The sequence below is a fragment of the Streptomyces sp. NPDC087906 genome, from assembly GCF_055584925.1.
The window spans coordinates 342,025-365,776 of record NZ_JBVJLC010000001.1 but is presented as its reverse complement, the minus strand read 5'-3'; the positions used below and the strand labels follow the sequence as shown (position 1 = coordinate 365,776).

Here is a 23,752-nt window from a genome sequence, read left to right as displayed (position 1 = left end):
GGGTTGACGGAGGGGTGCGGATGGCTGGTACGACGGGGGTGTCCGTGGTGGTGTCCCGCCGCATCGACGTCCCGGCGGGGGACATCTTCCGGATCCTGGCCGACCCCGGACGGCATCTGGAGCTCGACGGCTCCGGGATGCTGCGAGGAGGCGTGCGCGGCGGCGTGGTCTCGGGCGTCGGGGACGTCTTCGTGATGCGGATGCACAACGAGCGCCACGGCGACTACGAGATGCGCAACCACATCGTCGAGTACGAGCCGGACCGCCGCATCGGCTGGGAGCCGCAGCCCGGTCGCGGCCATCCGGACGCCGACGGGGGCGAGGCCGCGTGGGGCCATCGGTGGATCTTCGACCTGCTCCCGGACGGGCCCGGGGCGACGGTTGTGACCGAGATCTTCGACGGTTCGCGGCTGCCGGAGGAGAAACGCGACGAAGTGAAGAGCGGGCGTGACTGGTGGCAGACCCAGATGGCGCGCACCTTGGAACGCCTCGCCGAGCTGTGCCGCCCGACCGGGGCGCCCGATGGACGCTGAACTCGGCGCCCTCAAGGGCGCCTTGGACCGCCAGCGCGCACACGTGCTCGGGATCCTCGACGGGCTCTCGGAGGACGAGCTGCGGCGGCCTGTGCTGCCCAGCGGCTGGTGCTGCCTCGCTTTGCTGCGCCATCTCACCCTGGATGTCGAGCGCTTCTGGTTTCCCGGGGTGATCGCGGGCGATCCTGAGGTGGCCGGACAGCTCAAGGCGGGCGCGGAGGCGCACTGGTACGTGCCCGAGGGGATGAGCGCCGAGGAGGTCTTCGCCGACTACCGTACGGCCGTGGCCCGCGCGGACGCCGTGCTCGCCGCCGCGAGACCCGAACAGGAGCCCGCCGCCTGGCCCGTGGAGATCTGGCCGACCTGGCGGCTGCCGGACGTACGGCACATCCTGATCCACGTCCTCACCGAAGTCGCCTGCCATGGTGGCCACTTGGACGCGGCACGCGAACTGATCGACGGCAGAGTCTGGCTCGGCGGCAATCCGTACGCCGGCTAGGTGTCGTGTGGGCGGGCTGGTTTCGCCGGGCCGGTTTCGCCGGGTCGGTTTCGCCGGGTCGGTTTCGCCGGGCTCGTTCGCCGGGCTCGTTCGCCGGGCTGGTTTCGCGGGGCCGGTTCGCGGGGCCGGTTTCGCCGGGCTCTTCAGGTCTCGGTGACGGGTGGTTCGGGTGGCTGGGGCACCCCAATAGAGTGTTGGCTCCAGAATTTGGTAAATTGGTGGTATGGAGAGCCGTACCACCACGCAGCGCCTGACCCCCAAGGGGCGGGCGACCCGGGATCGTATCGTGGCCGCCGCTGCCCGGCTGATGTTCGAGCGGGGTGTGGCGGGGACCAGTACCGAAGACGTACAGAAGGCGGCCGGCGTCACCAGCCCGTCGCAGATCTACCACTACTTCGGCGACAAGAAGACGCTGGTCCAGGCCGTCATCACGTACCAGACCGAGTACGTGCTCGCCTTCCAGCGGCCGCTGCTCAGCCGGCTGGACAGCTTCGAGGCGCTGGAGGCGTGGCGTGACGCCATCATCGAGGCGCAGCGGGCGAACGGCTGCGAGGGCGGCTGCCCGATCGGGTCGCTGTCCGTGGAACTCTCCGACCGCGACCCGCAGGCCCGCGCCCAGCTCGCTGCGGGGTACGGCGAGTGGCAGGACGCGATCCAGGCGGGGCTCCAGGAGATGCAGAACCGGGGCGAGTTGCGTCCCGACGCCGACCCGGAGCGGCTTGCGCTGGCCACGCTCACCGCGTTGCAGGGGGGCCTGCTGATGACCCAGGCCCGCCGCGACACGATCGCGCTGGACGCCGTCCTGACCGCGATGATCGAGCGGATCCGCTGCCACGCCGTGAGCTGAGCCGTTCGTCGGCGGCACGAGCCGAAGTAACCCCCTGAACGTTTGACAGCGTCTCTGCGGCGACTCAAAATAGAGGGAGCACTCTAAAAACGTGACGGAAGGCAGAACGATGGAACTCAACGATCAGGTCGCACTCATCACCGGCGGCACCGCCGGTATCGGCCTCGAAGCCGCCCGCCTCTTCGCCGGGGCAGGCGCGACCGTCGTCATCTCCGGCCGCGACGCCGAGCGCGGCGCCAAGGCCGTCGCCGACATCGGCCAGGGGCCCGGAACGGTCCGTTTCGTGGCCGCCGACCTCGCCGACCTGCGGTCGGTCGAGGCGCTGGCCGAAGCGGCGGGGCCGGTGGACATCCTCGTCAACAACGCCTCCGCGTTCCCGGTGGCGCCGACCGTCGAGCAGGACGTCGCCGGCTTCCAGCGGATGTTCGACACGAACGTGCGCGGCGCGTTCTTCCTGACAGCCGCGCTCGTGCCCGCGATGCTGGCCAAGGGCAGCGGCAGCATCGTCAACGTCACGACCATGGCCGCCTCGATGGGCGTCCCCGGCGCCTCCGTCTACAGCGCCACGAAGGCCGCCCTCGCGTCGTTCACCCGCACCTGGGCGGCGGAGTTCGGCCCGCAGGGCGTACGGGTCAACAGCGTCGCCCCCGGCCCGACCATCACCGACGGCGTGCTCGCCGAGTGGGGCGACGGCGTCGCCGAACTCGGCAAGGGCCTCCCCCTGCGCCGTACCGCCACCCCCGTCGAGATCGCCGAGGCCATCTACTTCCTCGGCTCACCCCGCGCCAGCTACCTCACGGGCTCCACCCTCGCCGCCGACGGCGGCGGCACCGCCGTCTGAGGATCACGTCAGGCCGGGTCGGCGGCGTTCTGCGCGGCCGCCGCGAATGCCTCGTTGCCCTGCTCAGCCGCCGCCGGGGCCATCCACATGACCTGCCAGCCGTGGCCGTCCAGGTCGAAGAAGCTGCGCGAGTACATGAAGCCGTAGTCCTCGGCACCGTCCGCCTCGGTGGCGCCCGCCGCGAGTGCGGCGGCGCTGACCGCGTCGACCTCTTCGCGGGACGACGCGCTGAAGGAGTACAGCGCCAGCACGTGCGTGGTGGGATCGGCGATCGGCAGCTTCGCGAACTCCGCGAACTTCTCGCGGGTGAGCAGCATGACGAAGGCCTGCTCGCCGACCAGCATGCAGGCGCCGGACTCGTCGGTGAAGTTCGGGTTGAAGCTGAACCCGAGCTTCGCGAAGAACGCCTTGCTGCGGGCGAGGTCAGCTACGGGCATGTTCACGAACAGCATGCGGCCGGCGTGTGCGGGAGTATTCATGTCGGGTCTCCGGTCATTGGATCGACGGCGCCCGATGGCGCTCGATGGTGTACGTCCTGTGAGACCGGCCCGACCGGCGGAACTCATCGGTGCGCCTTCGCTTGCCGCCCGAACGGCCGCGACCGACGTCAGTGACCCCCTTACGCGGGAACGAGCCGATCACCGGACACGGTCAGTCGGTGGCGGGGGCGGACGTGTGTGGCATCTGGGCCGGCAGCAGTGTTCTCGCTACGCGCGGCGGGCCGTGACGAGCCAGGCGTGCGAGTCGAAGAAGACGCCGTCGCCGGTGTCGTGGGCCGCGAGGGTGGTGTGGAGTCGGGTGCGGGCCTGGGCGGCTGTTGGGGGGTCCAGGTCGGCGAGCAGGTCCTGGAACTTCAGCAGCCGGAGCACGCTGTCGAGCGCGGTGGCGGTGTCCGGGCCGTAGTAGACGGGTTCGTGTACGTCGGTGAACGTGACGTCCGTGAAGCCCGACGCCGTCAGGATGTCTGCCGTGCTGGTCGGGTCGGCCAGTGAGAACGCGTTCGGTCCTGAGGTGGCAGGGGTGGCCGCGCCGGTGAGGCTCCCGCGGATCGCCGACGCCCATTCGTTGCGGTCGCGGTCCTGCCAGACCAGCAGCACCAGGCGCGCCGCCGGGCGCAGCGCGCGGCCGACATTGGTGAACGCGGCGACCGGGTCCGCGAAGAACATCGTGCCGAACCGGCTGACGCAGACGTCGAAGTACGCCGGTTCGAAGCCGTGGACCTGGGCGTCCGCCTGCTCGTACGTGGCGTTGGACGGCCCTTGCTCGTGCGTGAGTTGACGGGCCCGTGCCAGCATCGGCGCCGAGATGTCGACGCCCAGCGCGCTTCCGTCGACCGCGGCGCGGGCCGCGTCGCGCGTGGTCCGGCCCGTGCCGCAGCCGATGTCGAGCACACGGTCGCGGGGGCCGACGCGGGCAGCCGCGCGGAAGTGTTCGTTGTACCGCCGCAATTCCGCGTCGTAGTCGAACAGTTCCGGCCGGCCCGCTCGCTCCTCGGGGGTCCCGGTCATCGATCTCCTCCGTACGAAACAACGCGGCCCCTCCGGGCGAACGTCAAGCGTTCGCCCGGAGGGGCCGGTCCGGTTGGTTCAGTTGGTTCAGTTGGTTCAGTTGGTTCAGTTGGTTCGATGGTACGTCGTGGTCAGCGGACCAGCGGGCTCCTCGGTTCCAGCCACGGCGGGGTCGGCACACTGAGTCCATGGCCGCCGCCTATGCCGGACAGGCCGGGCAAGCCGGGTCCCGCGACGGCCGCGTGACCGCCGGTGTCGCGGTCCGTCAGCGCGAACCCGACCGTGTAGGTCCGGGTCGCCGAGCCGTTGGCCGAGGTCACCTTGATCGTACGGGTGGTGAAGCGTGACCCGTTCGACGAGAGGACCGTGCTGCCGTCCGTGACCTTCACCCGCGCGCCGGGCACGGCCGGTGCGGCGGAGACGGCCGGGATCCGCGTGTTCTTCGGCCAGTCGACCACGTACGTCGACACGTTCGGGTCGAAGCCGTCGATCGCCGCGCCCCCGACGGTGATCGCCTTCGCGTCCGCGGCACTCGCCTTCGTCGCGTCCGGGAAGTTCTTGACCGTGACCGACCCGTTGGCGTTGACGACCACGTGCGCCGTCATCGCCGCCGCCAGGTTGATCCGCTCCCAGCTCGCCCCGCCGTCCCCCGTGAGGTCGAGCGGGTACCCCGAGTCCGTGGCCGTCTGCTCCAGGATCTGGGTGCGCTGCTCGGTGGTGAGGTTCGGGAACGCGGTGATCAGCAGGGCCGCCGCGTCGGACGGCGCCTTGAGTGCCTGCCCCGACTTCCCCACCTGGGAGAAGCCGTACGTCATCCGCCGCGTGTACAGGTCGACTTGCTGCGTCCCGTTCAGGCCGCCGTACGAGTCGCCGGCGCAGGCAGCAAGCGTGTCGCCGTACCCCTCCTTCGCGCACTGCGCGAGCAGCACGTTCTCCATCTCGGTGTGGGCCTGGGTCAGCAGCTTCGCGAAGTCGGGATCCGCCCAGCGGTGGGCGACGGTCGCCTGTCCCGCGATACGGCCGCCCATGACGTCGAGCGGGTAGTGGAACCCGAGGACGATGCGGTTGTCCCCGTACTCCGAGGTGCGCGCGAGGATCGACGGCGCCAACTCCGGCAGGAGCGTGGCGAGTACGGTCCCGGCCTCGTAGCCGCCGTACGTGTGGCCGCTCGGGTACGAGCCGCTGGTGGCGAGGCCGCTGTACGAGCCGTCCTGCGACTCGTAGATGTCGCCGCCGTCACCGACGAACCCGAGCCGTACGTACGGGCGCTGGTAGCCGTAGTGGTTCTTCACCGCGTCGACCTTGTCGAGGTTCTGCGTGACGCGGCCGAACAGGGCGTTGGTCTTGGGCAGTTGGCCGCCGCTCAGCGCGTCGCTGTAGATCTTGCCGAGCCGGGAGCCGAGGCCGTCGGCCATCGTGACGGTGGCGCTGTTCGTCGCGTCGACCTCGGCCCTGTCCACCTCCTTCTGTGTGGCCGCGTTGTTGATGCGGACCGCGATCTGGTCGTTCTCGGCGCTCGGTTCGGTGCCGTTGGGCACCTTGGTGTTGGCGCCGAGGATGTCGGAGCTGAGGTCGTCGAAACCGTTGAGCAGGCTGTTGAAGTAGTCCGTGCCGTCGCCCTCGCCCGGCCACTTGTCCGACGCGTAGGCCGCGTTCAGCGTGTCGTCCGGGAACGGGGACGGTTCGTACGTCGGGTCGTACGTCGAGTCGTACGTCGAGTCAGAGGTGGTCCGTCCCGTCGCTGACCCGGTCGCCGCGGCATCCTCCGACGTTCCCGCCAAAGTCACCGCCGTGACCCTCGCCGTCTGCGCCTTCGCCTTGCCCGTCGTCGTCAGCAGCGCCGTGTCAGCCGTGGCCGGCACATGCGCCGTGGTCCCGTCGCCGAGGGCCACGGTGTAGCCGATGATCGGGAATCCGCCGTCGCCCGCGGCCCGCCAGGTCACGCGGACCTGCTTGCCGTCGGTGAGCACACCCGCCACCCGCGGCTGCTGCGGCTTGCCGCCGCCGGTCACCACGGGTGCCGTCGCGGCGCTCGGGCGCGAGGCGCCGACCTTGTTCACCGCCGCGACGCGTGCCGTGTAGGACCGGCCCGTCCGCAGCCGGGTGAACGTCGTGCTGCGGCTGTTCGGCTCGCGGATCTCGACCTGGTGGCCGTCGCTGAGGCTGATCCGGTACCCCGTAAGGGGTGACCCGCCGGTGTCGGCCGGCGCCGACCAGGCGACGGTCACACTGGAGCCGGACGACGTCGCCGACACCGCGTCGGGCGCGGCCGGGACCGACTTGGGCTTCGACTTGAGCGCGGACATCGCGTGGTCGAGGGCCGTGTACCGGGCGGTGAGGGTCTTGTCCGCTGCCGCGTCGTCCGCGACCGTGGCCTTCGCCGCCGCGAGTGCCGTGCTGAACGCCTTCCACGACGCGTCCGTGTAGCGGTCGTTGGTGAGGGCGGACGCGGTCGTGACCAGGTCCTCAAGACGCAGCCTCGGCAGCGGGACCAACTGCGTGGCGGACAGGGTGAGACGGCGCGTCTGGGTGTCGACTTCGAGCTGCGTCGCGTCGTCCGCTTCGACGAGGGCGCGTGCCGCCGCGAGTTCGCGCAGGTACACACCGAAGTCGATCGCGTTGTAGCGCTCAGCGTCGCCGGAGACTCCCGCGTACTGGTCGATCGCCTTCCGCAGGGCGGACTTGTCCGTGACGGCGGGTGCTTCGACGTGGTCGAAGGTGATCCGGGCCAGATTCGCGACGTACGGGTGGGCGGCGTCCGGGGTCGTCGTCAGCCGCAGATGGACGGCGTGCTTGCCGGTGATCGCCGTGGGCAGGGTCAGGCTCGTCGTCCCTCCTGACGACCACGCGCTGCCCGTGACCGGGAGCGGTACGGTCGCGTAGGGCGTGCCGGGGTTGGCGGCGTCGAAGGCGTCCAGGTAGAGCTGGACGGCCGAACCGGTGCCGCAGCGGGCGGAGTTGTTGGCGTAGGCGATCGTCACGGTGCTCTTGGCGGAGCTGCCGAAGTCGATGTCCCCGTAGTCCAGCCAGGCTCCGTCGTACGTGCCGCCGAGGTCGGTGGTGGCACCCGACCCGCTCCAGCCGACCGGCTCGCTCTTGAGCCCGCCGCCGCTGTTCGAGCGGAACGCGGTGGCGTCGAAGCCCACGGGGGCGTCGGCGTCCTGCGTCAGGGTCAGCCCGTAGATGTTGCCCACGTAGGGCTGGGCGTCCGTCTGGGTGGTGGAGACGAACGCGGCGTACACGTCCTGGACGCCGGTGAAGACGGCCGGGTCGAGCCGCACGCTTTCCGTGGCGACGGTCCCCCAGCCCGAACCGCTGTAGTCCAGGGGGATGTTGACGCTCTTCGGGCCGTCCTTCGAGCCGAGGTGCAGCTCGATGTGCGAGTCCGAAGCCGCGCGCGACTGGGGCTTGTCATAGCGGACGGTGACGGTGTCGGCGCCGTCGCGCAGATCCGTGTTCTTCCACTCGGCCCACGCGCCGTTCGTCACGTTCTCGAAGATGCCGTTCGAGAGGTTGAGCGGCGACGAACCGCCGCCGGTCGTGGTGGTGTTGGCCGTGGTCAGCGTGGCGAGCGTGGTCGTCGGCGACGCGGAGACCTCGTACGGCGAGAACTGGTACCAGTCGAAGTTCGACACCCACTCCTGGCCCGAAGGGGCGTGGAACACGAACGTCGCGCTCTTCGCCGCCAGCAGGGCGTCCGGGTCGGTGACGGCCGCCTGCACCGTGGCGTAGTACTGCCAGCCGCCGGTGCCGGGGAGCTGGACGGTGGCGACGACGGGGCCGTCGGCCGCGCCCGCGTGGATGTCGACGCTGCTCGGCTTCGCGTCCGTCGCCACCGAGTTCGCGTAGCGGACCGACACGCTCTTCGGCGCGACCCCGCCGAAGTCCAGCTTGTTGTACCGCTCCCACGCCCCCTCGGTGACGCCGCCGAGGTCGCCGTCCGAGTAGTACGCCTCCTTCACGAGGCTGGGGCCCTCCATCTGCGCGGGGTTCTCGGCCTGTAGGACGGCGTAGCCGCCCTCGTCGACGGTGAGCCCGTCGACGGCCGAGCGCAGGGCGTCGTCAGCGGCCATGAGCGTGCCCGACGCTGACGTACCGTCAGCGAGGGCCGTTCGCGCGCGTTCGAGCGCCGACCTGAACAACGTCCAGGAGCCGTCCGAGTAGTTGTCGCCGCGTACCAGGGACGCCTGGTCGACAAGTGCGGCAAGGGCCTTGCGGTGCACGGCGGCTGCGGAGATGAGGAGCGGGTCGGTCGGGGACACTCCCGTGCCGCGCACGGTCGAGGCCCGCGTCCCGCGCGAGAACGCCGCGTCGTGGAACGTGATGCCGAAGCGCGCGTCCACCGTCGCCTTGCCGCTGAGCGACAGCGTCGCCGTACGCGAACCGGTGACGCGGAGGTCGGCCGTGACACCGCCCGGCAGGCCGGTCACGACCGCGGCCCCGGTCCTGGTGAGGCTGGTGCCGTTGCGGGCGGCGAACGACGCGGGGCCGTCCAGGGTCAGCTTCACGCTGCCGTTGAGGGTGCCGTCCGCCGAGGTGGCCACGGTGCCGGGCCGCGCGGAGACGACGGTGTCGCCCTTGCCCGGCCCTGAGTCGCCGCCCGTGTCGCCCGCGTCGGTGTTCAGCGAGTACGCGGGGGCCGTGCGCGCGCCCCACTGGGAGGGCTTGGACCCCATCGTGAAGTCCAGGGTGCCGCCCGCGATGATCTGCGAGTAGTCGAGCCACGTGTTGTCGAACCGCTTGCCGTTGAGGGTGGCGCTCTGCACGTAGTAGTTGCTCGGCGATACGCCATCGGCCTTCACCGTGAACTGACTGCCGTTGGCATAGGTGATCGTGGTCGAGTCGAAGAACGGGCTGCCGATCTGGAACTGGCTGGAACCGGCGGTCACCGGGAACAGGCCCAATGCCGCGCCGACGAACATCGTCGACATGGTGCCGGCGTCGTTGTCCATGGTCGGCAGGAAGCCGTTCGGCGAGAGCTTGTAGACCTGGGTCTTGACCGGCGGGGTGAACTCGCCGCCGGAGCTGGGGGCTTCGTTCGTGGAGCCCGTCGCGATGTAGCGGTTCCAGGTCGTGCCGGTGTAGATGGCGCGCACCCACTTCTGCGTCAGGCTCGGCTCGCCGACGTAGTTGAAGAGGTACGGGGCCTGGAGGTCGATCTCGTTCGCGTTGGAGTGCAGCATGGTCGAGCCGTCGTCGGCGGTGGAGTCCTCGCCGAACATGTGCTTGACGGCGGCCTTTCCTGCCTTCGGGCCGCCCATCGCCTCGATGAGGCCGCCCATGTCGTAGGCGTCGTACCAGTGGTACTGCCACAGCGTGCCCTGGTAGAGGCCGGCCGCCTCGAACTTCTCGTAGTCGGCGCTCTGCCAGTCACCGCCCGTGGCGCGCGGGGTGAGCAGACCGACTTCGGTGCCGTCGGCGGCCTTCCAGGCGCCGGACTTCACGAGGTTGTCGATCGCCATGGTCGACTGGTCGCGCAGCTTCTTCGCGTCCGCCTTCTTGCCGAGCGCGTCGGCGACGACGGCGAGCGCCCACTGGTCGTAGCCGCGCTGGACCGTCGTACCGGGATCCCCGCTGACGTACCCCTGGCGCAACTGCGCGCCCGTGTAGTACCCGCTGTACGACAGCAGCGCCGGGTACGCCTCGTCGAGCCGGTCGAAGTTCTTGTACCCCTTCGACAGCGCGTCGGCGACCAGCACGGCCGAACGCTCCCACCGCACGGTCGGGACCGAGTGGGTGATGCTGCCGAGGCTCTTGCCAGAGGCGCGCGCGTCGGCGAACAGCACGATGAGCGACTGGATCATGTCCCGGTAGGTGGCCGGGTCGATGTACGCCTCGACGGAGTACTTGCGGAAGTCGTCCCAGGTGGACCAACCGTCGTAGTACGTGAAGCCGTTCGCCTTGTGCACCGCGCCGTCGGCGCCGCGGTACGTACCGCTGGTGCTGGTGGCGTTCACCGGCAGCGCGTACATGCGGTACAGGTGGGTGTAGAACTCCTTGGTGAGCGTCGACCCGGGGTCGGACTTCGCCGACGCGCGCACGGCGACCGCGCCGAGCGCGCTGTTCCACTCCGCCTTCGTCCGGGCGCGCGCCTGGTCGAAGGTGAGGCCGCCGACCTCGTTGCGCTGGTCGGTGACGGCCTGTTCCGCGCTGATCGGCGAGAGCGTGATACGCAGCTCGATGTCGTTGCCCGCGGACTTGTCGAACCCGAGGACGGCGCCGGTGTCGGACCCGTCCTGCGTGGCCGCGTCGCTCAACTTGCCGTCGCCGCCCCAGCTCTTGAGGGAGGTGACGGGGGCGTTCGTGGTGGCGTTGTAGTACATCTGGTACGAGGCGCCGTTGAACGATCCGGCGACGAGGCCGGTGATCGAGGTCGTCCCGTCGGGGAGCGTCGTCGCCTTCAGGGTCGAGCGGGTGCGGCTCGTGTAGTTGTTCGCGAGGTCGAGGACGAGTTCGGGCTCCGACCCCGCGGGGAAGCTGTAGCGCTGCAGCGCCGTGCGCGTCGTCGCGGTCATCTCGGCCTTGACGGTGCCGGAGTCCTGCTTCACCGCCGACCCGGTCCCGGAGATGGCGCCGAGGCCCACCTGGTAGGAGCCGGGCGTCGCGCTCTCGTCGTCGTGGCTGTACGGGTGGGCGTACGTCCCGGCGGCGGGCCTGCCGTCGTATTTCACGGACGTGGGGACGACGAGCAGGTCGCCGCCGCCGCCCGAGCCGCCGACGCCGTCGAGGTTCGTCGCGGTGAACCCGGCGATGTGGTCCTCGTTGTAGTCGTACCCGGAGTGGTTGCGGTTCGGCGTGGTCATCGGGTTGACCTTGGCCAGGCTGTGCGGCGCCTGGGCGCCGGGCAGGTCGTTGCCGTCGTCGCCGGCGGTCGAGACGAACGGGTCGACGAGTTTGGTGTAGTCCGTACCGCCGGTGGTGCCGGGGGACTTGGTGGTACCGGGGGACTTGGTGGCGGACGTGGGCTTGTTCGCGGCGGCCGCGGCGGCCGCGGCGGCGGTGCCGGCTCCGGCGAGCGCGCCGAGACCGAGCGCGCCGCTCAGCAGTACGGCGACCGTGCCGCGCAGTTGCCGGTGCCGTCTTCGGGTGGTGCGCGGAACAACCGCGCGGGGCAAGGGAGTTCGAGATCTGATGGGCACGTAACCTCTCCAGTGTCGTATTGCGTCCGCACAGTCCGCCCCACAAGAGGAAGACAACGTTGTCAGACTAAACACCGGAACGTGCGGAGCAAAGGCGGAAGTGGACGCACGGGATCGCGCCCGTGGCGTTCACGACCGTGCGCCATCAGACAGGGAAAAGGAATACAGCGGGCAAACAGAACTCGCACAGCAGATGCGCGCCGGCGGCCTTCCGGCCCGGCCGGGCCGCCACGGGCCTGACCGCTGCCGTCGCGGCCAGGCACCTCCGCCGTTCCCCCGTTCCCCCCGTCCCCCTGCCCCCGGTCCCTCTGCCCCGCGTCCCCCTGCACCGCGTCCCCCTGCACCGCGTTCCGCGTCCCGGTCAGAGCCAGGACTCCCAGATGCCGTAGGCCGTCGACCGGGTCACGACCTCGGCGCCCGAGGCGTCCAGGCGTACGACGCGGTAGTAGTACAGGCCGAGCAGGTCCTCGTACACCGTGGTGTCCATCCAGAACGCGGTGTTGCCCGGCGCGCCCTCGGCCACCGTGACGTAGCCGGCCGTGGCGGGGTCCCAGCGCTCCACCCGGTAGCTCGCGAACCGCGAGCAGTCCCCGAGGCCCGAGCTTTCGGAGCAGCCGGTGCGCAGCTCCGGGTACCGGTCCTCGCGGACCGCGGTCTCCGTCCAGCCCGGCGGCCGGGTGTCGGGCAGGGCCACCGCGACCTCGGCGGGACGGAGTACGTCGAGTGCCTCGTCGTCGTACTGGAGCCGGTCGTCCGTGGCGGCCACCTTGTAGACGTGCGTCGCGCCGTCGGGGACGGTCGGGCAGAGGATCTCGGTCCTGGCCAGCGAACTGCCTGTCCAGCAGTTCTCCTGCCAGACCGTCGCACCGCTGTCCGGGTCGGTGACGCCCTGCCACACGTGGTAGCCGGTCACGTCGTCGTCGGCGGGCGGCGTCCAGGTCAGCCGGACGCCGAGCGGGACGCGTTCCGCGGCCAGGTCCCGCACCGGCGCGGGGCGCACGGTGTCCGGGGTTGTCTCCGTGGCGGCCGGGCCGGGCTGCGAGCGGTGCCCGTACCGGTCGGTCGTCACGACCTGGTACTCGTACGTCGTCTCCGACGCGCCCCGGACGTCCCAGCAACTGCCGTTGACTTGCTTGCGCGCGGACCAGGGGGCGTCGTCGTCCGCCCAGGTCCAGTACGTGTCGGGGTCCGTCAGCGGCTGGTCGACCGAGGTGAACGGCTTGCACTTGTCCACGACGCTGGTCTCGCCGGTCGCGGTGTCGGTGCGGACGATCGTGTACGCGGGAAGGGGCTTTTCGTCCACGGTCCACGGGTCGACACCGCTCCACGCGACCATCACGCCCTCGTCGAACCGGTGCGCGGTGGTCTTGAACACGGGGATCGCGTCCGGCCGTTCGGCCATCCTTAGGGTGATCTCCACCGGCGCTGCGGCGTTCCCCTTGGCGTCCACCGAACGCACCGCGTACCGGTAACTGTCGGCGACGGCGGCCAGTTGGCGCGGCACCACGTCGGTCTGCGCGGGGCCGGCGCCCTCGGGCAGCGCGTCCTGGTAGCCGCCGGCCGCGGGGTCGTACTGGAGCACCTGGTACGAGGCGGCCCCGGTGACGGGCGACCAGAGCAGATGCGGAACGCCCGACCGGTACTCGGTGCGGAGCTGTGTGACGGCGGCCGGCGGGGTCAGGTCGGAGGTGGTGAACGTGGTGGCGGCCGAGTACGCCGACCAGTTCCCGGCGGCGTCCCGGGCCCGGCCCCGGTAGGTGACCTTGCTGCCGTCGGCCGGATAGCCGGTGTCGCAGATCGCGCCCCTGGCACCGGAGTAGACGGTGCTCCAGCGGTTCGTCGCGGCGTCGAGGCGCTGCATCTCGTACCAGGCGATGTCGGCGGCGTTCGCCGGGGTGGTGACCAGTTGGGGGGCCGCGAAGGGCTGGTCGGACGGGCACGCGTCCCACTCGACGAACGGCGCGGCGGGCGGTGTCTTGTCGACGGTGGTGACGAGCTGGTCGGCGCTGCCGCCGGAGACGTTGCCCGACTTGTCGACGGCCCGCACCTCGTAGTAGTAGCCGGCGCCGGTCTTCGGCAGCGAGCTGTCGGTGTACGACGTGGCGGTGGTCGTCACGAGCGGCTTGCTGCCGTACGACGAGCCCTTCAGCCGCCGGTAGACCCGGTAGTTCGCGAGGTCCAGCTCCTTGTTCCCCGACCAGGCGAACTTGGCGGCGCCGGTGGCGGTGGAGTAGGAGACGACGGCGCCCGTCGGGGCGAGCGGCTTGACCTTGTCGACCCCGACGGAAGTGCGCGGCGCGTAGGCGTACTTGACGTTGGCGGTGCCCGTCCAGTTGACGAAGTCGACGCGGAGCGTGTGCTTGCCGCTGGGGATCGTCACATTGACCGTCTTCTTGACGGTCGAGGAGACGTTCTTCCACACGTCGACCTTGCGGACGTTGTCCACGTAGACCCGTACGCCGTCCTGCGCGGAGACCGTGAAGGCGAAGGGGCCGCCGGAGCCGAAGTCCCGCGTCACCGACCAGCGCACACCGAAGTTGTTGGACGGTACGCCGGGTACGGGCGCGCCCGTACCCCAGTTCTGGTCGATCGCGGAGTCGCAGTCCGTCTTCTTCGGTGTGCCGGAGAACGTGGTGTTCGCGAAGAACTGCCGTTGGAAGACGGGGGAGGCGCAGCTCACCGCGGCGGAGGCGGGTACGGCGGTGGTGCAGAGCACTCCCCCTGCCGTAGCCAGAACCAAGGCGGCGGCGGTGGTGCGTCTGGCTGGATTCATCGAGTCCTTCAGTCCTGGTCGGCGACAGATGTCGATCAGACGTTGCAGAACAGGACCGGCAAGAAGGTCTGTTGGTTGTATGAATTTTTAGTTGTACGGGCTATCGGTTTCTCCGGACTTCAGCAGGTCACCGCGGTCGGCAGCGGTCAGGGTGCGCAGTCGGCAATCAGCGTGCCCAGCATGCCGCCGGCCGCGGCTACGACGGACCCGTACAACAGCGATGGCACGTAGGGAAGTTCGCCGGTCGTGCCGCGCATCATCGGGATCAGCGTGGCCGCGGCGATAGCCGAGCCGAGGACGACGCCGACCGCGGCGACCAACAGGCCCTCCCAGCGCAGCATCTGGAGCACCTGGCGCCGGGTGGAGCCGACGAGGCGCAGGGTGCCCAGCTCGCGGCGGCGGTCCAGGACCGTCATCAACAGGGTGTTGACGGCGGCGATGGCGGCGAAGCCGCCGAGGACCGCGGCCATCATGTTGTTGGTCCAGGCGCCCAGCTTCGCGTCGAGGTTCTGCTCGGTGGCGTAACCGGACGCGTCGGTGACGTCGCCGAGGGCGGTCAGCGGCTTCTCCGAGCCGCCGCGGACCAGCAGGGTGCCGTCGAAACCCGAGGTGACGTGCCCGGCCAGGGCCGCCCGGTCCATGGTCACGGTGGCCAGGCCGAGGCCGCGGCCGTAGACCGCGACGACCTCGGGGGCGGCATTGGTGCCGTCGGGCAGGAAGAGCGGCAGCCTGTCCCCCACGCCGAAGTCGCGAGGGTCCGGTCGACGGCGATACGGTCGGCGCCGAGCCGGTCGAGGCTGCCTTCGCGTACGTCCAGGTCCTGCACCGCGGCCAGTTGGGCACCGGAGCCGGTGACGCCCTGCGTCGCCGCGCCGAGCATCGACGTGAACTCGCCCGAGCCGACCGGCACGAGCACCTGCGTGTTCAGCAGGCCGACGGCCGCGTCCACACCAGGCGTACGGGCGGCTTGCGCCACCGCGCCCACCGGGAGCCCGGCCGGGTCCTTCACCACATGGTCCGCCGTGATGCCCGCGCGCAACTGCTCGTCGGCGACGTGGTTCTCGCTCGTGTGCATGAAGACGAGCGTCGAGGCGAAGGCCATGGCGAGCACGATCGGAGTGATCGCGGAGGCGAGACGGCGGGCGTTGGTACGGGAGTTGGCGGCGGCGAGCTGCCCCGCCGGGCCGGCCCCGCGCAACGGGAGGCCGAAGAGGCCCGCGCACAGCCGAGCCACCAGCGGCCCGAGCAGCGCGCGCGGGCGTTTCTCCTCCACCGGCGTCCTGGCCTCCACGCCTCCACCCTATGCGGGGCAGGACTGCGACAGCGGACGGCAATCAGGGACAACTGGCGACGAACTTCTTTCTTCGCACAATCGGCCACACGGCTCCCGTGCCCTGCCATGCTGGGGAAATGACGCAAGCGGACCAAACGGGTTGGGACACAGCGGCGTTGACGGCGCTCGTCACCGAACTGTCCGATGTGCGGTCCAAGGGGCTGCTCCGGCTGCGCGACCTCGATCTTCCCGTCCTCCGCCGGGCGGCCACGCGCTGGCTGGGCAACGGCCCGACGGACGAGGTCGAGCCGTCAGCCGTCATGGGGCTGCTGACCGCGGCGGCCGACCGGCTGGACGGGGAACGGCTCCAGCCGGCCGCCCGCCACACCTTCGGTCTTGCGACGGACACCCGCGATCTGTCGGCGAAGGACCGCAGGGAGCGCGCAGCGAGCGCCTTCAAGGTGGGTGCGGACCGCTTCCGCAAGCACCAGGAGCGGCTGGTGGTACGGGAGATGGCGCAGGCGATCCTGGTCGTGTCCGCCGAGGGCCCGCGCGCCGACCGGCCCTCGACCGCCCCGGGCCCCGCCCCGGACCCGGTCCCCGCCCCGGACCCGGTCCCCGCGCCGTCGCCGGTGGCGGCCCCGTCTTCGGCCATCACGGGACGCCGTGTGGTGCCCGTCGAGTTCTCGCACGGCACCGTCCCGATCACCGTGCACGTCACCTCGGTCGAACTGCTCGCCGGCATCGACGTCCTGGTCTCGTCGGAGAACACCTACTTCGAGATGTCCAAGACCTTCCGGTCCACCGTCTCCGGCAGTCTGCGGCGTGCGGGCGCCACCAAGGATGCCGCCGGACGCATCCTCGACGATGTGATCGCCGATCAGCTCACCGCCTGGATGCGGACGTTCGGCTCCCAGGGGCTGCCGGTCGCGCCCGGCACCGTCGTACCGACCTCGCCAGGGGAACTCACCGGCAACGGGGTCCGCCGCATCTACCACGCCGCCGTGACCACGCCCCTCGTCGGCACCGACGGTTACGAGACCACTCCGTGGGTGGTGGCCACCGCGGTACGCCGGATCTGCGCCCTGCTCCGCACTGAACGGCACACGGCAAAAGGCCCGTTGCGGTCGGTTGCCTTCCCCCTGCTGGGCGCGGGCCGGGGCGGTCTCAGCCCCCGCGCCAGCACCGAGGCGCTGCTGAGCGGCCTCGACCCGGCGTTGGCCGCCGATCCCGGCTGGTCGGTGCATCTGGTGACGCGCAACCCGAAATCGGCGTCCGTCGCGCTCGACGTGCTGGAGGCCCGCCGCGGGAGAGGGCCGGCCGGCCCGGAGAGCACGGCGCACACGGCGCACACGGCGAACACGGCGCGCACGGCCGATTGACGCAGCAGCACCTCGCACTGAATTCCGGCGCGAGTTCGGCGCACATTCGGCGAACACCCGGCGCACATTCGACACACCCCGGAATCTCCCGGTCATTTCCCGGAAGGTGTCCAGAAAATGCCCGGGAAATGCCCGGGAAATGTCCGGGGCAGCGGAATTCACCTCACACTCGGCTCGCGGATTCGTCCGGCGCCACATGCACCAGATAAGGCGCCAATGTCTCGTTGAGCCAGCCAACGCCCTCTTCGCCGTCGAGATCGACCCACGGCTCGGCGCCCGGCCGGACGGTGGCGCTGTCGCCGTCGGGATGGCCGAACAGGACCAGCGACTCGTTCGGCCTGTCCCGGTTGGACATCCAGACGAATCCGTCGGCCCAGGGCGCCTCGCGCCGCAGCCAGTGGGCCCAGCGCCGGGTGAAGGCGTACTCGGTGGGTTCGGAGCCCACCAGCCAGTCGTCGTGCTGCTGCACCCTCGCCAGGTCGGGAACGGAGAACAGCGACACCAGCCGTACGTCCCTGGCCAGCTCCACCTGGGACAGCCGCCGGTTCTCGATGGCGTCGCGCTGCAGGAAGCGCCCCGGCTTGTCGTGGAAGGGCACGGCCCGTACCAGCGTCTCGGTCAGGGCCGTCACCTGCCGCGGGGCCGCGTACAGGTACGAGTAGCGGTCGTTGGCGGTGCTGCCGAAGCGGTTGCCCCCGAAGTGCGGGTCCTGCTCACACGTGTTGAACTCGTGGGATTCGAAGGAGCGGGAGTGCACCCGGTAGAGCGCCGTGCCCTCCGGCCACCGGACCTCCCGCGCCTGGGCGATGCCGCGCGGCGGCAGGTTCGCGCCTCTGGCCATGTCAGTCCTCCTCGCGTACGGCGCCTGCGGCGGCGAGCAGTTGGGCGTCGACCCCGCGGCCGAGCAACTGTGCCGGGACGGCGTTCAGCCACATGTTGGGCGCCAGCCACCAGTCGGCGACGCCCCAGGGGTCCCGGCCGGCTCCGAGCTTCCTGTTGATCTCCAGCACCACGGGAGAGGCGTCGCCCCTGACGTCGAACTGGAAGGCAGGCAGGACCGCTTCGCCTGCGGCCGATCGCAGCCGAATCAGATCGGGGTGGTCCGGATCCCGCCCGAGGCCGTCCCGCAGTTGCTCGGCCGTCAGCGACGGCTCTGCCAGCAGCCGGCCGGCGATGGCCTGGAACAGTTCCGCAGGTCCGGCCGTATCCGCAGGTCCGGAGGCACCGGGCCGCTGCCCCTGCCCCGCTCCCCACGCCTGTTCCGCCGAGCCGCCCAGCGCGTACCGGTCGGCCAGCCGCAGATGCGGAGGATCGTCCAGCAGCGCGGAGGCCGTGAACCGGCGCCCGCCCGTCTCCTCGCCGAGCCGCGGCAGCGCACGGAGCAGATGGGCCGCGACCGCGCGTGCGACGCCGGTGACCCGTCGCTCGTCCCCACCGGCGGTGAAGAGTCCCAGAAGGAAATCGAGTTGTTCCCTGTCGGCATCCGAAAGCTGGCTGCGTAAGCCTTCCGGATCTAGGTCGAGGACGGCCAGAATTTGTTGCTCGGATTCATCCACGCGTTCCCCCCGGGGAATTGCGGAAGTTCTATGTATTCGCACAGTAGCCAGCTACCATCGGAAGCGCAATCGGCCTTCGGAAGTACGCCGTGTGGCGTGCTCCGGTAAAGCCATCGGTCATAGGGCCAAGGGGTGCAACCGTGTCAGAGCCGTACGACGCTGACGACGGGCCCGGCGCGGCCATGATCGCCGAACTGCGCTCCCTCGTCGCCCAGTCACCCCAGGGGTCATACCTGTGGCGCTGCCGCAGCGCAGAACTCGCGGCGGCGTTACTGGACTCCGCCGACGGCCCCGACTCCGGTGCCGACGCCGTCGGCACGCTGCGGGGTCTGGCGGAACCGGAGTCGCTCATCGACAACCTGCGGGCCACCGGGCCGGGTTCAGGCGAGTACCGCAGGCTGTGCGTGCTCTCCGCCCACGCCGCCGCGATCCGGTACGGGATCACCGACAGCCCGGAGGACCTCGACACCCTCATCGGCTGGTGGGAAAGGGCCGCCGCGGCCTTCGCTCCTGACGAGGACCTCGCCGCCGACGATCCCTGGTGGGAGTACGCCGACAGCGGCTACGCACGGGGCGAGCTGGCCCTGAATCTCGTCTCACGCTGGTCCCTCGCCCCGGCCGGGGACAGACGGCCCGACGCGGACCGGATCGTCGGCCTGCTGACCCCCCTCCTCGACGGCTCCGACGGCGTCGCCGCCGAGGACCCCGCGTACTGCCACGGCTGTCTGGGACTGGTGCTGTCCGACCGCTGGCGAGGCCCCGACCACGCCGACCCCGAGCGCCTCGCCGACCGCGCCGCCGCCCTCGTCCATCTGCGCGCGGCCCACACCGACGGCGAACTCGCGCCCTGGCTGCGCTCCTTGGTCGCCTTCGACCTGGCGATGCTCTCCTTCTGCGACTGGTCCGACCGCCGGGAGGCCGACCCGGACGCGTACGGTCCCGAGCGGGTCGCGGCGGAACTCGGGCCGCTGCTCGACCTCTTGCGCCCCCTGCTCGACGACCGGGAGGAGGAGGGAGGACGCGCCGCCGAACTGGGCGGCGACATCGCCGAGGCCCTGTGCGCGTACGCCGTCGGCGAACCGACGCAGCGGGTCGCGTACGACTGGTACCGCGACGCGCTGGCCCACCCCGCACTCGCCCCGGCGGCCGGCATCGAGATCGGCGTCAGCCTGGGCCTGGCGCTGGCCGAGCGGGCGGAGCGCAACAGCGGCGCACAGACGCCGGGGGAACCCGACCCCGGCACCGACCGGGCCGAGGCGCTGGATCTGCTCGACGGCCTCGTCGACGCCATGGAGCCGGACGAGGGCCGCCTGAGCTGCCTCACCGCCGTCATGGAGCTTCTCTGGCAGCGGCTCGACGGCCCCGACCACGCGTCCGTACTGGACCGGTTCATCACCCGCGGCATGGAGTTCATCGCGCTCATCGACCTGAACGACGAGGACCGGGCGCTGGAGACGCTGCGGGTCGGCCTCGCGCTGGGCCGCCGCGTGCACGCGCAGGCTCTGCCGTACGTCCAAGTGCTGTCGAACCGCCTGACAACGGGCGACGATACGGCCGGAGTTCCCTCGTTCGACAGCAGACTCCCCGGCGTCGCCGCCGAGTTGCGCACCGCGGTCGAGCTGCTCCGTACGGGTACCGGTCTCTACCACTACGACAACGACCTGTATCTCCGCTCCGTCCTGGCGCTGGGCATCCTGCAGGTCATGGAATTCGCCGTACGCCTGCCCGAGGTCCGGATCGGGCAGTTGCACGAGGGCATGCGGCGGCTGCGAGCGGCTCTGGAGCGGCTGCCGGCCGGGAGCGAGCTGCGGGGCGACGACTTCACCGGCATCTTCCTGCTCGGCACGATGTACACCGTGTGGTACAGCGCACCGTTCAACGCCGCGCACGCCGACCACGGCACTCCGGGCATACCGGACGTCACCGGATTCGCCAGCGTCGAGGACGACCTCCAGCTCCTGGACGGTCTGCTGGACGCACAGAAGGACGAACGCGAGCCGGGGTACGACCTCCTGCGGGCCCTGCTGATCGTGCTCCGCTCGCCCGGCGGTCTCCCGCCGGCCGGTGAGCTGCGGATCTGGCAGGTACGGCTGCGGCACGCAGCGGATCTGACGGAGCCTGACTCGTCGACGCACAGAGCCGTGTTGCTCGCGCTGTCCGGCGCCTTCGGACTCGAACTCGCCCGCCGGGGGCAGGCGTCGGCGACCGAGTCGGCCGCCGCCACGGCGGCGCTGTACGAGGCACGTGACGTGGCGCCGCCCGAGACGCCGCTGCGCGCGGGGATCGACGGCATGCTCGGGACCGTAGGCCGGCCTGACCTGTTCGGCCTGGTCCGAGGCTTCTTCGATGCCGACCCGGCCACCCGGCCCGACCCGGCCACCCGGCCCGATCCGGCCACCCGACCCGACCCGGCCACCCGACCTGACCCCGCCATCCGGCCCGACCCGCCTGCCCCGCTCGCCGACGAGGCAGTTGGCGGGGGCGGCAGCGATGCCGGCGAAGGCGTACCCGCTGTGCTCGGCGACCGGTCCGAAGCGCCGGAGTTCGACCTCCAGGCCGCCGTCCTGGTCGGTGACGGTTCGCCCGATCCCTTCGCCGTACCAGCGGGACGCGCGATCGAGCTGCTGTCCGGCGGCCCCGGCGGCCCCGGCGGCCCCGGCGAGCCCGGTGCACCGACCCTGGTCGTCCTGGCGATGGTCCGCTACCGCCGGTGGTTGCAGGAGCGGGACGGCAGCGATCTCGTCGCGGCCGTCGGCATGGTCCGGAAGGCGGCGGCCGTTCTCACCGCCGGCCGGCCGAGGAGCGCCCTCGCCGGCCGGCTCGCCGCCCTGCAAGCGGGCATGCTGCTCGACCGCCACCTGCTCCTGGGCGACCACACGGATCTGGAAGCGGCGGACGGGATGTACCGGACGCTGCTGCGCCAAGTGCCCCCGCGGGTCCGCCCGCCCGCGCTGCCGACCCTTCTCGCCGAGGCGGCCGATCCCGATGAACGCGACCGGCTGCGCGGGCTGTTCCTTCCGCCCACCGGGGAAGTGGGCTCCTTCAGGGCCGAGTTGCTCGCCGCGGCCGGAACCACCGGTCCGCTCCTTGCCCGCCTCCGCGAGCCGCACCAGGACCGGGAGGCCGTACCGCTCGCCCTGGAACACCTGCGTGAGGCGGAGCGGACACTGCCGCACGGGCACCACCGCCTGCCGTCGGTCCGCGGGGAACTCGGCCGCTACGCGGTGGAGCAGGCCAGGACCGACGGCGACCGCGCGGCCCGGCGGGCCGCCGAGGCCGCCCTCTTCTCCGGCGCCGCCTCCTGTCCGCTCGACCACCCCCACCGGACGGCCCTGCTGCTGCGGGCGGCAGCGGCCCTCTGCCCGGCCCGCGGCGACACCGGACCGACAGCGCCGGCCGACGAAGACGCCGCCCGGCTGGACAAGGCCGTCGCGCTGCTGCGGCAGGCCGCCGAGGAGGGCCGGTACAGCTACCAGGGGGCCGGGGCACGCTGTCTGTACGGAATCGGTCTGCTGCTGTACACCCGTCACCGGCGGTCCGGCGAGCCGGCGGACCTGGACGCCGCGGCGACCGCGCTCCAGGAAGCGCGGCTGGCGCTGGAGCCCAGTCGGGGGGACGCCTTCTCCATCATCCTCACTCGCGCGCTGGCCCTGGTGTACCGGGCCTACGGCGAGCGGGACGACACGCGGCGCCGGTCCCGGGAGACCGCCAAATCGGTGCTGGCCGCCCACGGCCGCTCCGTGCTGCTGCAGACCGGGGCGCACCGGGGACTGGACGCCGCCCGCGCGGTCGGCGCCGACATGTCCCGGCTGGTCCGCTGGTGCCTCGCCGACGGGCTGCCCGAATCGGCCGTCGAGGCGGTCGAGTTGGGGCGCGGCCTGGTTCTCAACGCGGCCACCGTCAACGCCACCGTGCCCGATCTGCTGCGTACATCCGGGCAGCCCGGCCTCGCAGCGGAGTGGGAGACGAACACACCGGTGGATCGCGGCGACGGCCCGGTCGCGGTCCCGGACGGTCTGCGCCGTCGGGTACTGGAGGCGCTGACCGGCAGTCCCGCCGAACAGCGTCTGCTGTCGGCGCCCGCACCCGCCGAGGTCGGCAGGGCCCTGCGCCGGGTGGGTGCCGACGCACTGGCCCATCTGGTCCCCGGCGAAGACGGCCCGGGACACGCGCTGGTGGTCACCGCCACCGGAGTCGTCCACCACCTCGAACTCCCCGGCCTCAGCGGTCTGGACGGCGGACCGCTCGGCGCGTACAACAGCGCGCTGCGGGACTTCCAGAGCGCGGGGCGCCCGGAGCGGCAGCCCGCGCGGACCGACCCGCCGGTGCTGCACACCCTGCACCTGCGCCAGCTCGCCAAGAAGGAAGAGCACTGGAAGCAATGCCTGGCGGCGCTCTCCGACTGGGCGGGGACAGCCGTCATGGACGAGCTGATCGACCGGGCCGAGAAGTGGTGGCCGGGCCGCCTCCCCCGACTGGTGCTCGCCCCCGTCGGCGGACTGGGCGTGGTGCCCTGGCACGCGGCGCGCTCCTCCGGCCGGACGGGCGCTGCCCGGTACGCCGTGCAGCGGGCCGAAGTGTCGTACTGCGCCACCGCCCGGCAGCTCCTGGAGGTGGCGGCCCGGCCCCGGACACCGCTGGACACGGGTACCACACTGCTCGTGGTCGACCCGGCAGGATCGGCCGCGATGCACCGGGAGGCGCGGCTCGTACGCAGCCGGTTCCATCCGGAAGCGGTCGTCGTCGGCGACCTCGGCTGGGACACCACCCGGCACGGGCCGTGGACGGGTCCGCCGCCGCTGCCCGCCACTCGCGCCGCGATCGGCCCCTATCTGCCGGGCCGCGGCACCACCAGCGCGGCGCTCTCCCACATCAACTGCCACGCCGACACGGGGCTTACGGCCGCCGACTCGGTGCTCAAGCTGGACCGGTCGAATCCGCTGACCGTCGCCGACCTCTTGGCCGGCCCGCACCATCGGGACTCCGCCGCGCCCGGCGGCGTCGTCGTCCTCGCCAACTGCACCAGCGACCTGGCGCTCAGCGACCACGACGAAGCGCTCACCCTGTCGACAGCGATGCTCGCGGCGGGCGCGGCCACCGTGGTCGGGTCCCGCTGGGCGATCCTCGACGACCCCAGGACCACTCTGCTGATGTGCCTGTTCCACCACCGTCTGAAGGAGGGTGCGCTGCCCCGCGAGGCTCTGCGTGCCGCGCAGTTGTGGATGCTCGACCCCGGGCGCGCGGTGCCTTCCGGACTCGCCGACATCGCGGCGGCCGTGCCCGACGACCCCGAAAGCCCCTGGGACGAGCTGGAGATCTGGGCCTCCTTCACCCACCACGGCCGGTGACCCGTACGACGCTGGTTCGTACGGGCCGGCCTCGGCGGTGACGGCGGTACGGG

General features: G+C 71.4%; 12 protein-coding genes and 1 pseudogene. 6 read left to right on the top strand and 7 right to left on the bottom strand.

The window, feature by feature from the left end:
• Positions 1 to 20 precede the first annotated feature (20 nt).
• The 4 genes from ACZ63I_RS01550 to ACZ63I_RS01535 all read left to right on the top strand — a co-directional run bounded on the left by ACZ63I_RS01550 (position 21) and on the right by ACZ63I_RS01535 (position 2,720).
• Positions 21 to 533, top strand: coding sequence for an SRPBCC family protein (locus ACZ63I_RS01550; protein ID WP_469334282.1), 513 nt, complete (start codon positions 21 to 23; stop codon positions 531 to 533).
• The gene (locus ACZ63I_RS01545) at positions 523 to 1,032 is read left to right on the top strand and encodes a DinB family protein (protein ID WP_469334280.1); all 510 of its coding nucleotides are present in this window, start codon (positions 523 to 525) and stop codon (positions 1,030 to 1,032) included. Before ACZ63I_RS01550 ends, ACZ63I_RS01545 begins: the two co-directional genes overlap by 11 nt.
• A gap of 223 nt (positions 1,033 to 1,255) precedes the next feature.
• Entirely contained in the window at positions 1,256 to 1,879 is a 624-nt protein-coding gene (locus ACZ63I_RS01540; protein ID WP_469334278.1) for a TetR/AcrR family transcriptional regulator, read from the top strand.
• A 91-nt stretch (positions 1,880 to 1,970) separates the two neighbouring features.
• On the top strand, positions 1,971 to 2,720 hold the full coding sequence (locus ACZ63I_RS01535) for an SDR family NAD(P)-dependent oxidoreductase (protein WP_469334276.1): 750 nt from the start codon (positions 1,971 to 1,973) through the stop codon (positions 2,718 to 2,720).
• Between the two features lie 8 nt (positions 2,721 to 2,728).
• Here the strand turns inward: ACZ63I_RS01535 and ACZ63I_RS01530 are convergent, their stop codons facing one another.
• From ACZ63I_RS01530 to ACZ63I_RS01510, 5 genes and pseudogenes are all read right to left on the bottom strand, one after another.
• The gene (locus ACZ63I_RS01530; RefSeq protein WP_469334274.1) at positions 2,729 to 3,199 is read right to left on the bottom strand and encodes a VOC family protein; all 471 of its coding nucleotides are present in this window, start codon (positions 3,197 to 3,199) and stop codon (positions 2,729 to 2,731) included.
• A gap of 228 nt (positions 3,200 to 3,427) precedes the next feature.
• Entirely contained in the window at positions 3,428 to 4,228 is an 801-nt protein-coding gene (locus ACZ63I_RS01525) for a class I SAM-dependent methyltransferase (protein ID WP_469334272.1), read from the bottom strand.
• A gap of 131 nt (positions 4,229 to 4,359) precedes the next feature.
• A complete protein-coding gene (locus ACZ63I_RS01520) occupies positions 4,360 to 11,343 on the bottom strand; it encodes a glycoside hydrolase domain-containing protein (protein ID WP_469334270.1) in 6,984 nt (2,327 codons plus the stop codon).
• 385 nt (positions 11,344 to 11,728) lie between these two features.
• The gene (locus tag ACZ63I_RS01515) at positions 11,729 to 14,140 is read right to left on the bottom strand and encodes a PA14 domain-containing protein (protein WP_469334268.1); all 2,412 of its coding nucleotides are present in this window, start codon (positions 14,138 to 14,140) and stop codon (positions 11,729 to 11,731) included.
• Between the two features lie 146 nt (positions 14,141 to 14,286).
• Positions 14,287 to 15,389 (bottom strand): annotated as a pseudogene (locus ACZ63I_RS01510) (ABC transporter permease); the annotation flags it as partial.
• Between the two features lie 161 nt (positions 15,390 to 15,550).
• On the opposite strand from ACZ63I_RS01510, the gene ACZ63I_RS01505 reads away from it, so the two are divergent.
• Positions 15,551 to 16,795, top strand: a complete 1,245-nt coding sequence (locus tag ACZ63I_RS01505; protein ID WP_469334266.1) for a macro domain-containing protein — start codon at positions 15,551 to 15,553, stop codon at positions 16,793 to 16,795.
• Positions 16,796 to 16,958: 163 nt separating this feature from the next.
• Here ACZ63I_RS01505 and ACZ63I_RS01500 read toward each other — a convergent pair whose 3' ends face one another.
• Both ACZ63I_RS01500 and ACZ63I_RS01495 read right to left on the bottom strand, forming a co-directional pair.
• Positions 16,959 to 17,636 (bottom strand): RES family NAD+ phosphorylase, encoded by a 678-nt coding sequence (locus ACZ63I_RS01500; RefSeq protein WP_469334264.1) that lies wholly within the window; start codon positions 17,634 to 17,636, stop codon positions 16,959 to 16,961.
• 1 nt (position 17,637) lies between these two features.
• Entirely contained in the window at positions 17,638 to 18,351 is a 714-nt protein-coding gene (locus tag ACZ63I_RS01495) for a DUF3168 domain-containing protein (protein WP_469334262.1), read from the bottom strand.
• Between the two features lie 140 nt (positions 18,352 to 18,491).
• Here ACZ63I_RS01495 and ACZ63I_RS01490 point away from each other — a divergent pair, with 140 nt between their 5' ends.
• A complete protein-coding gene (locus ACZ63I_RS01490) occupies positions 18,492 to 23,699 on the top strand; it encodes a CHAT domain-containing protein (protein WP_469334261.1) in 5,208 nt (1,735 codons plus the stop codon).
• The last annotated feature ends 53 nt before the right edge of the window (positions 23,700 to 23,752 follow it).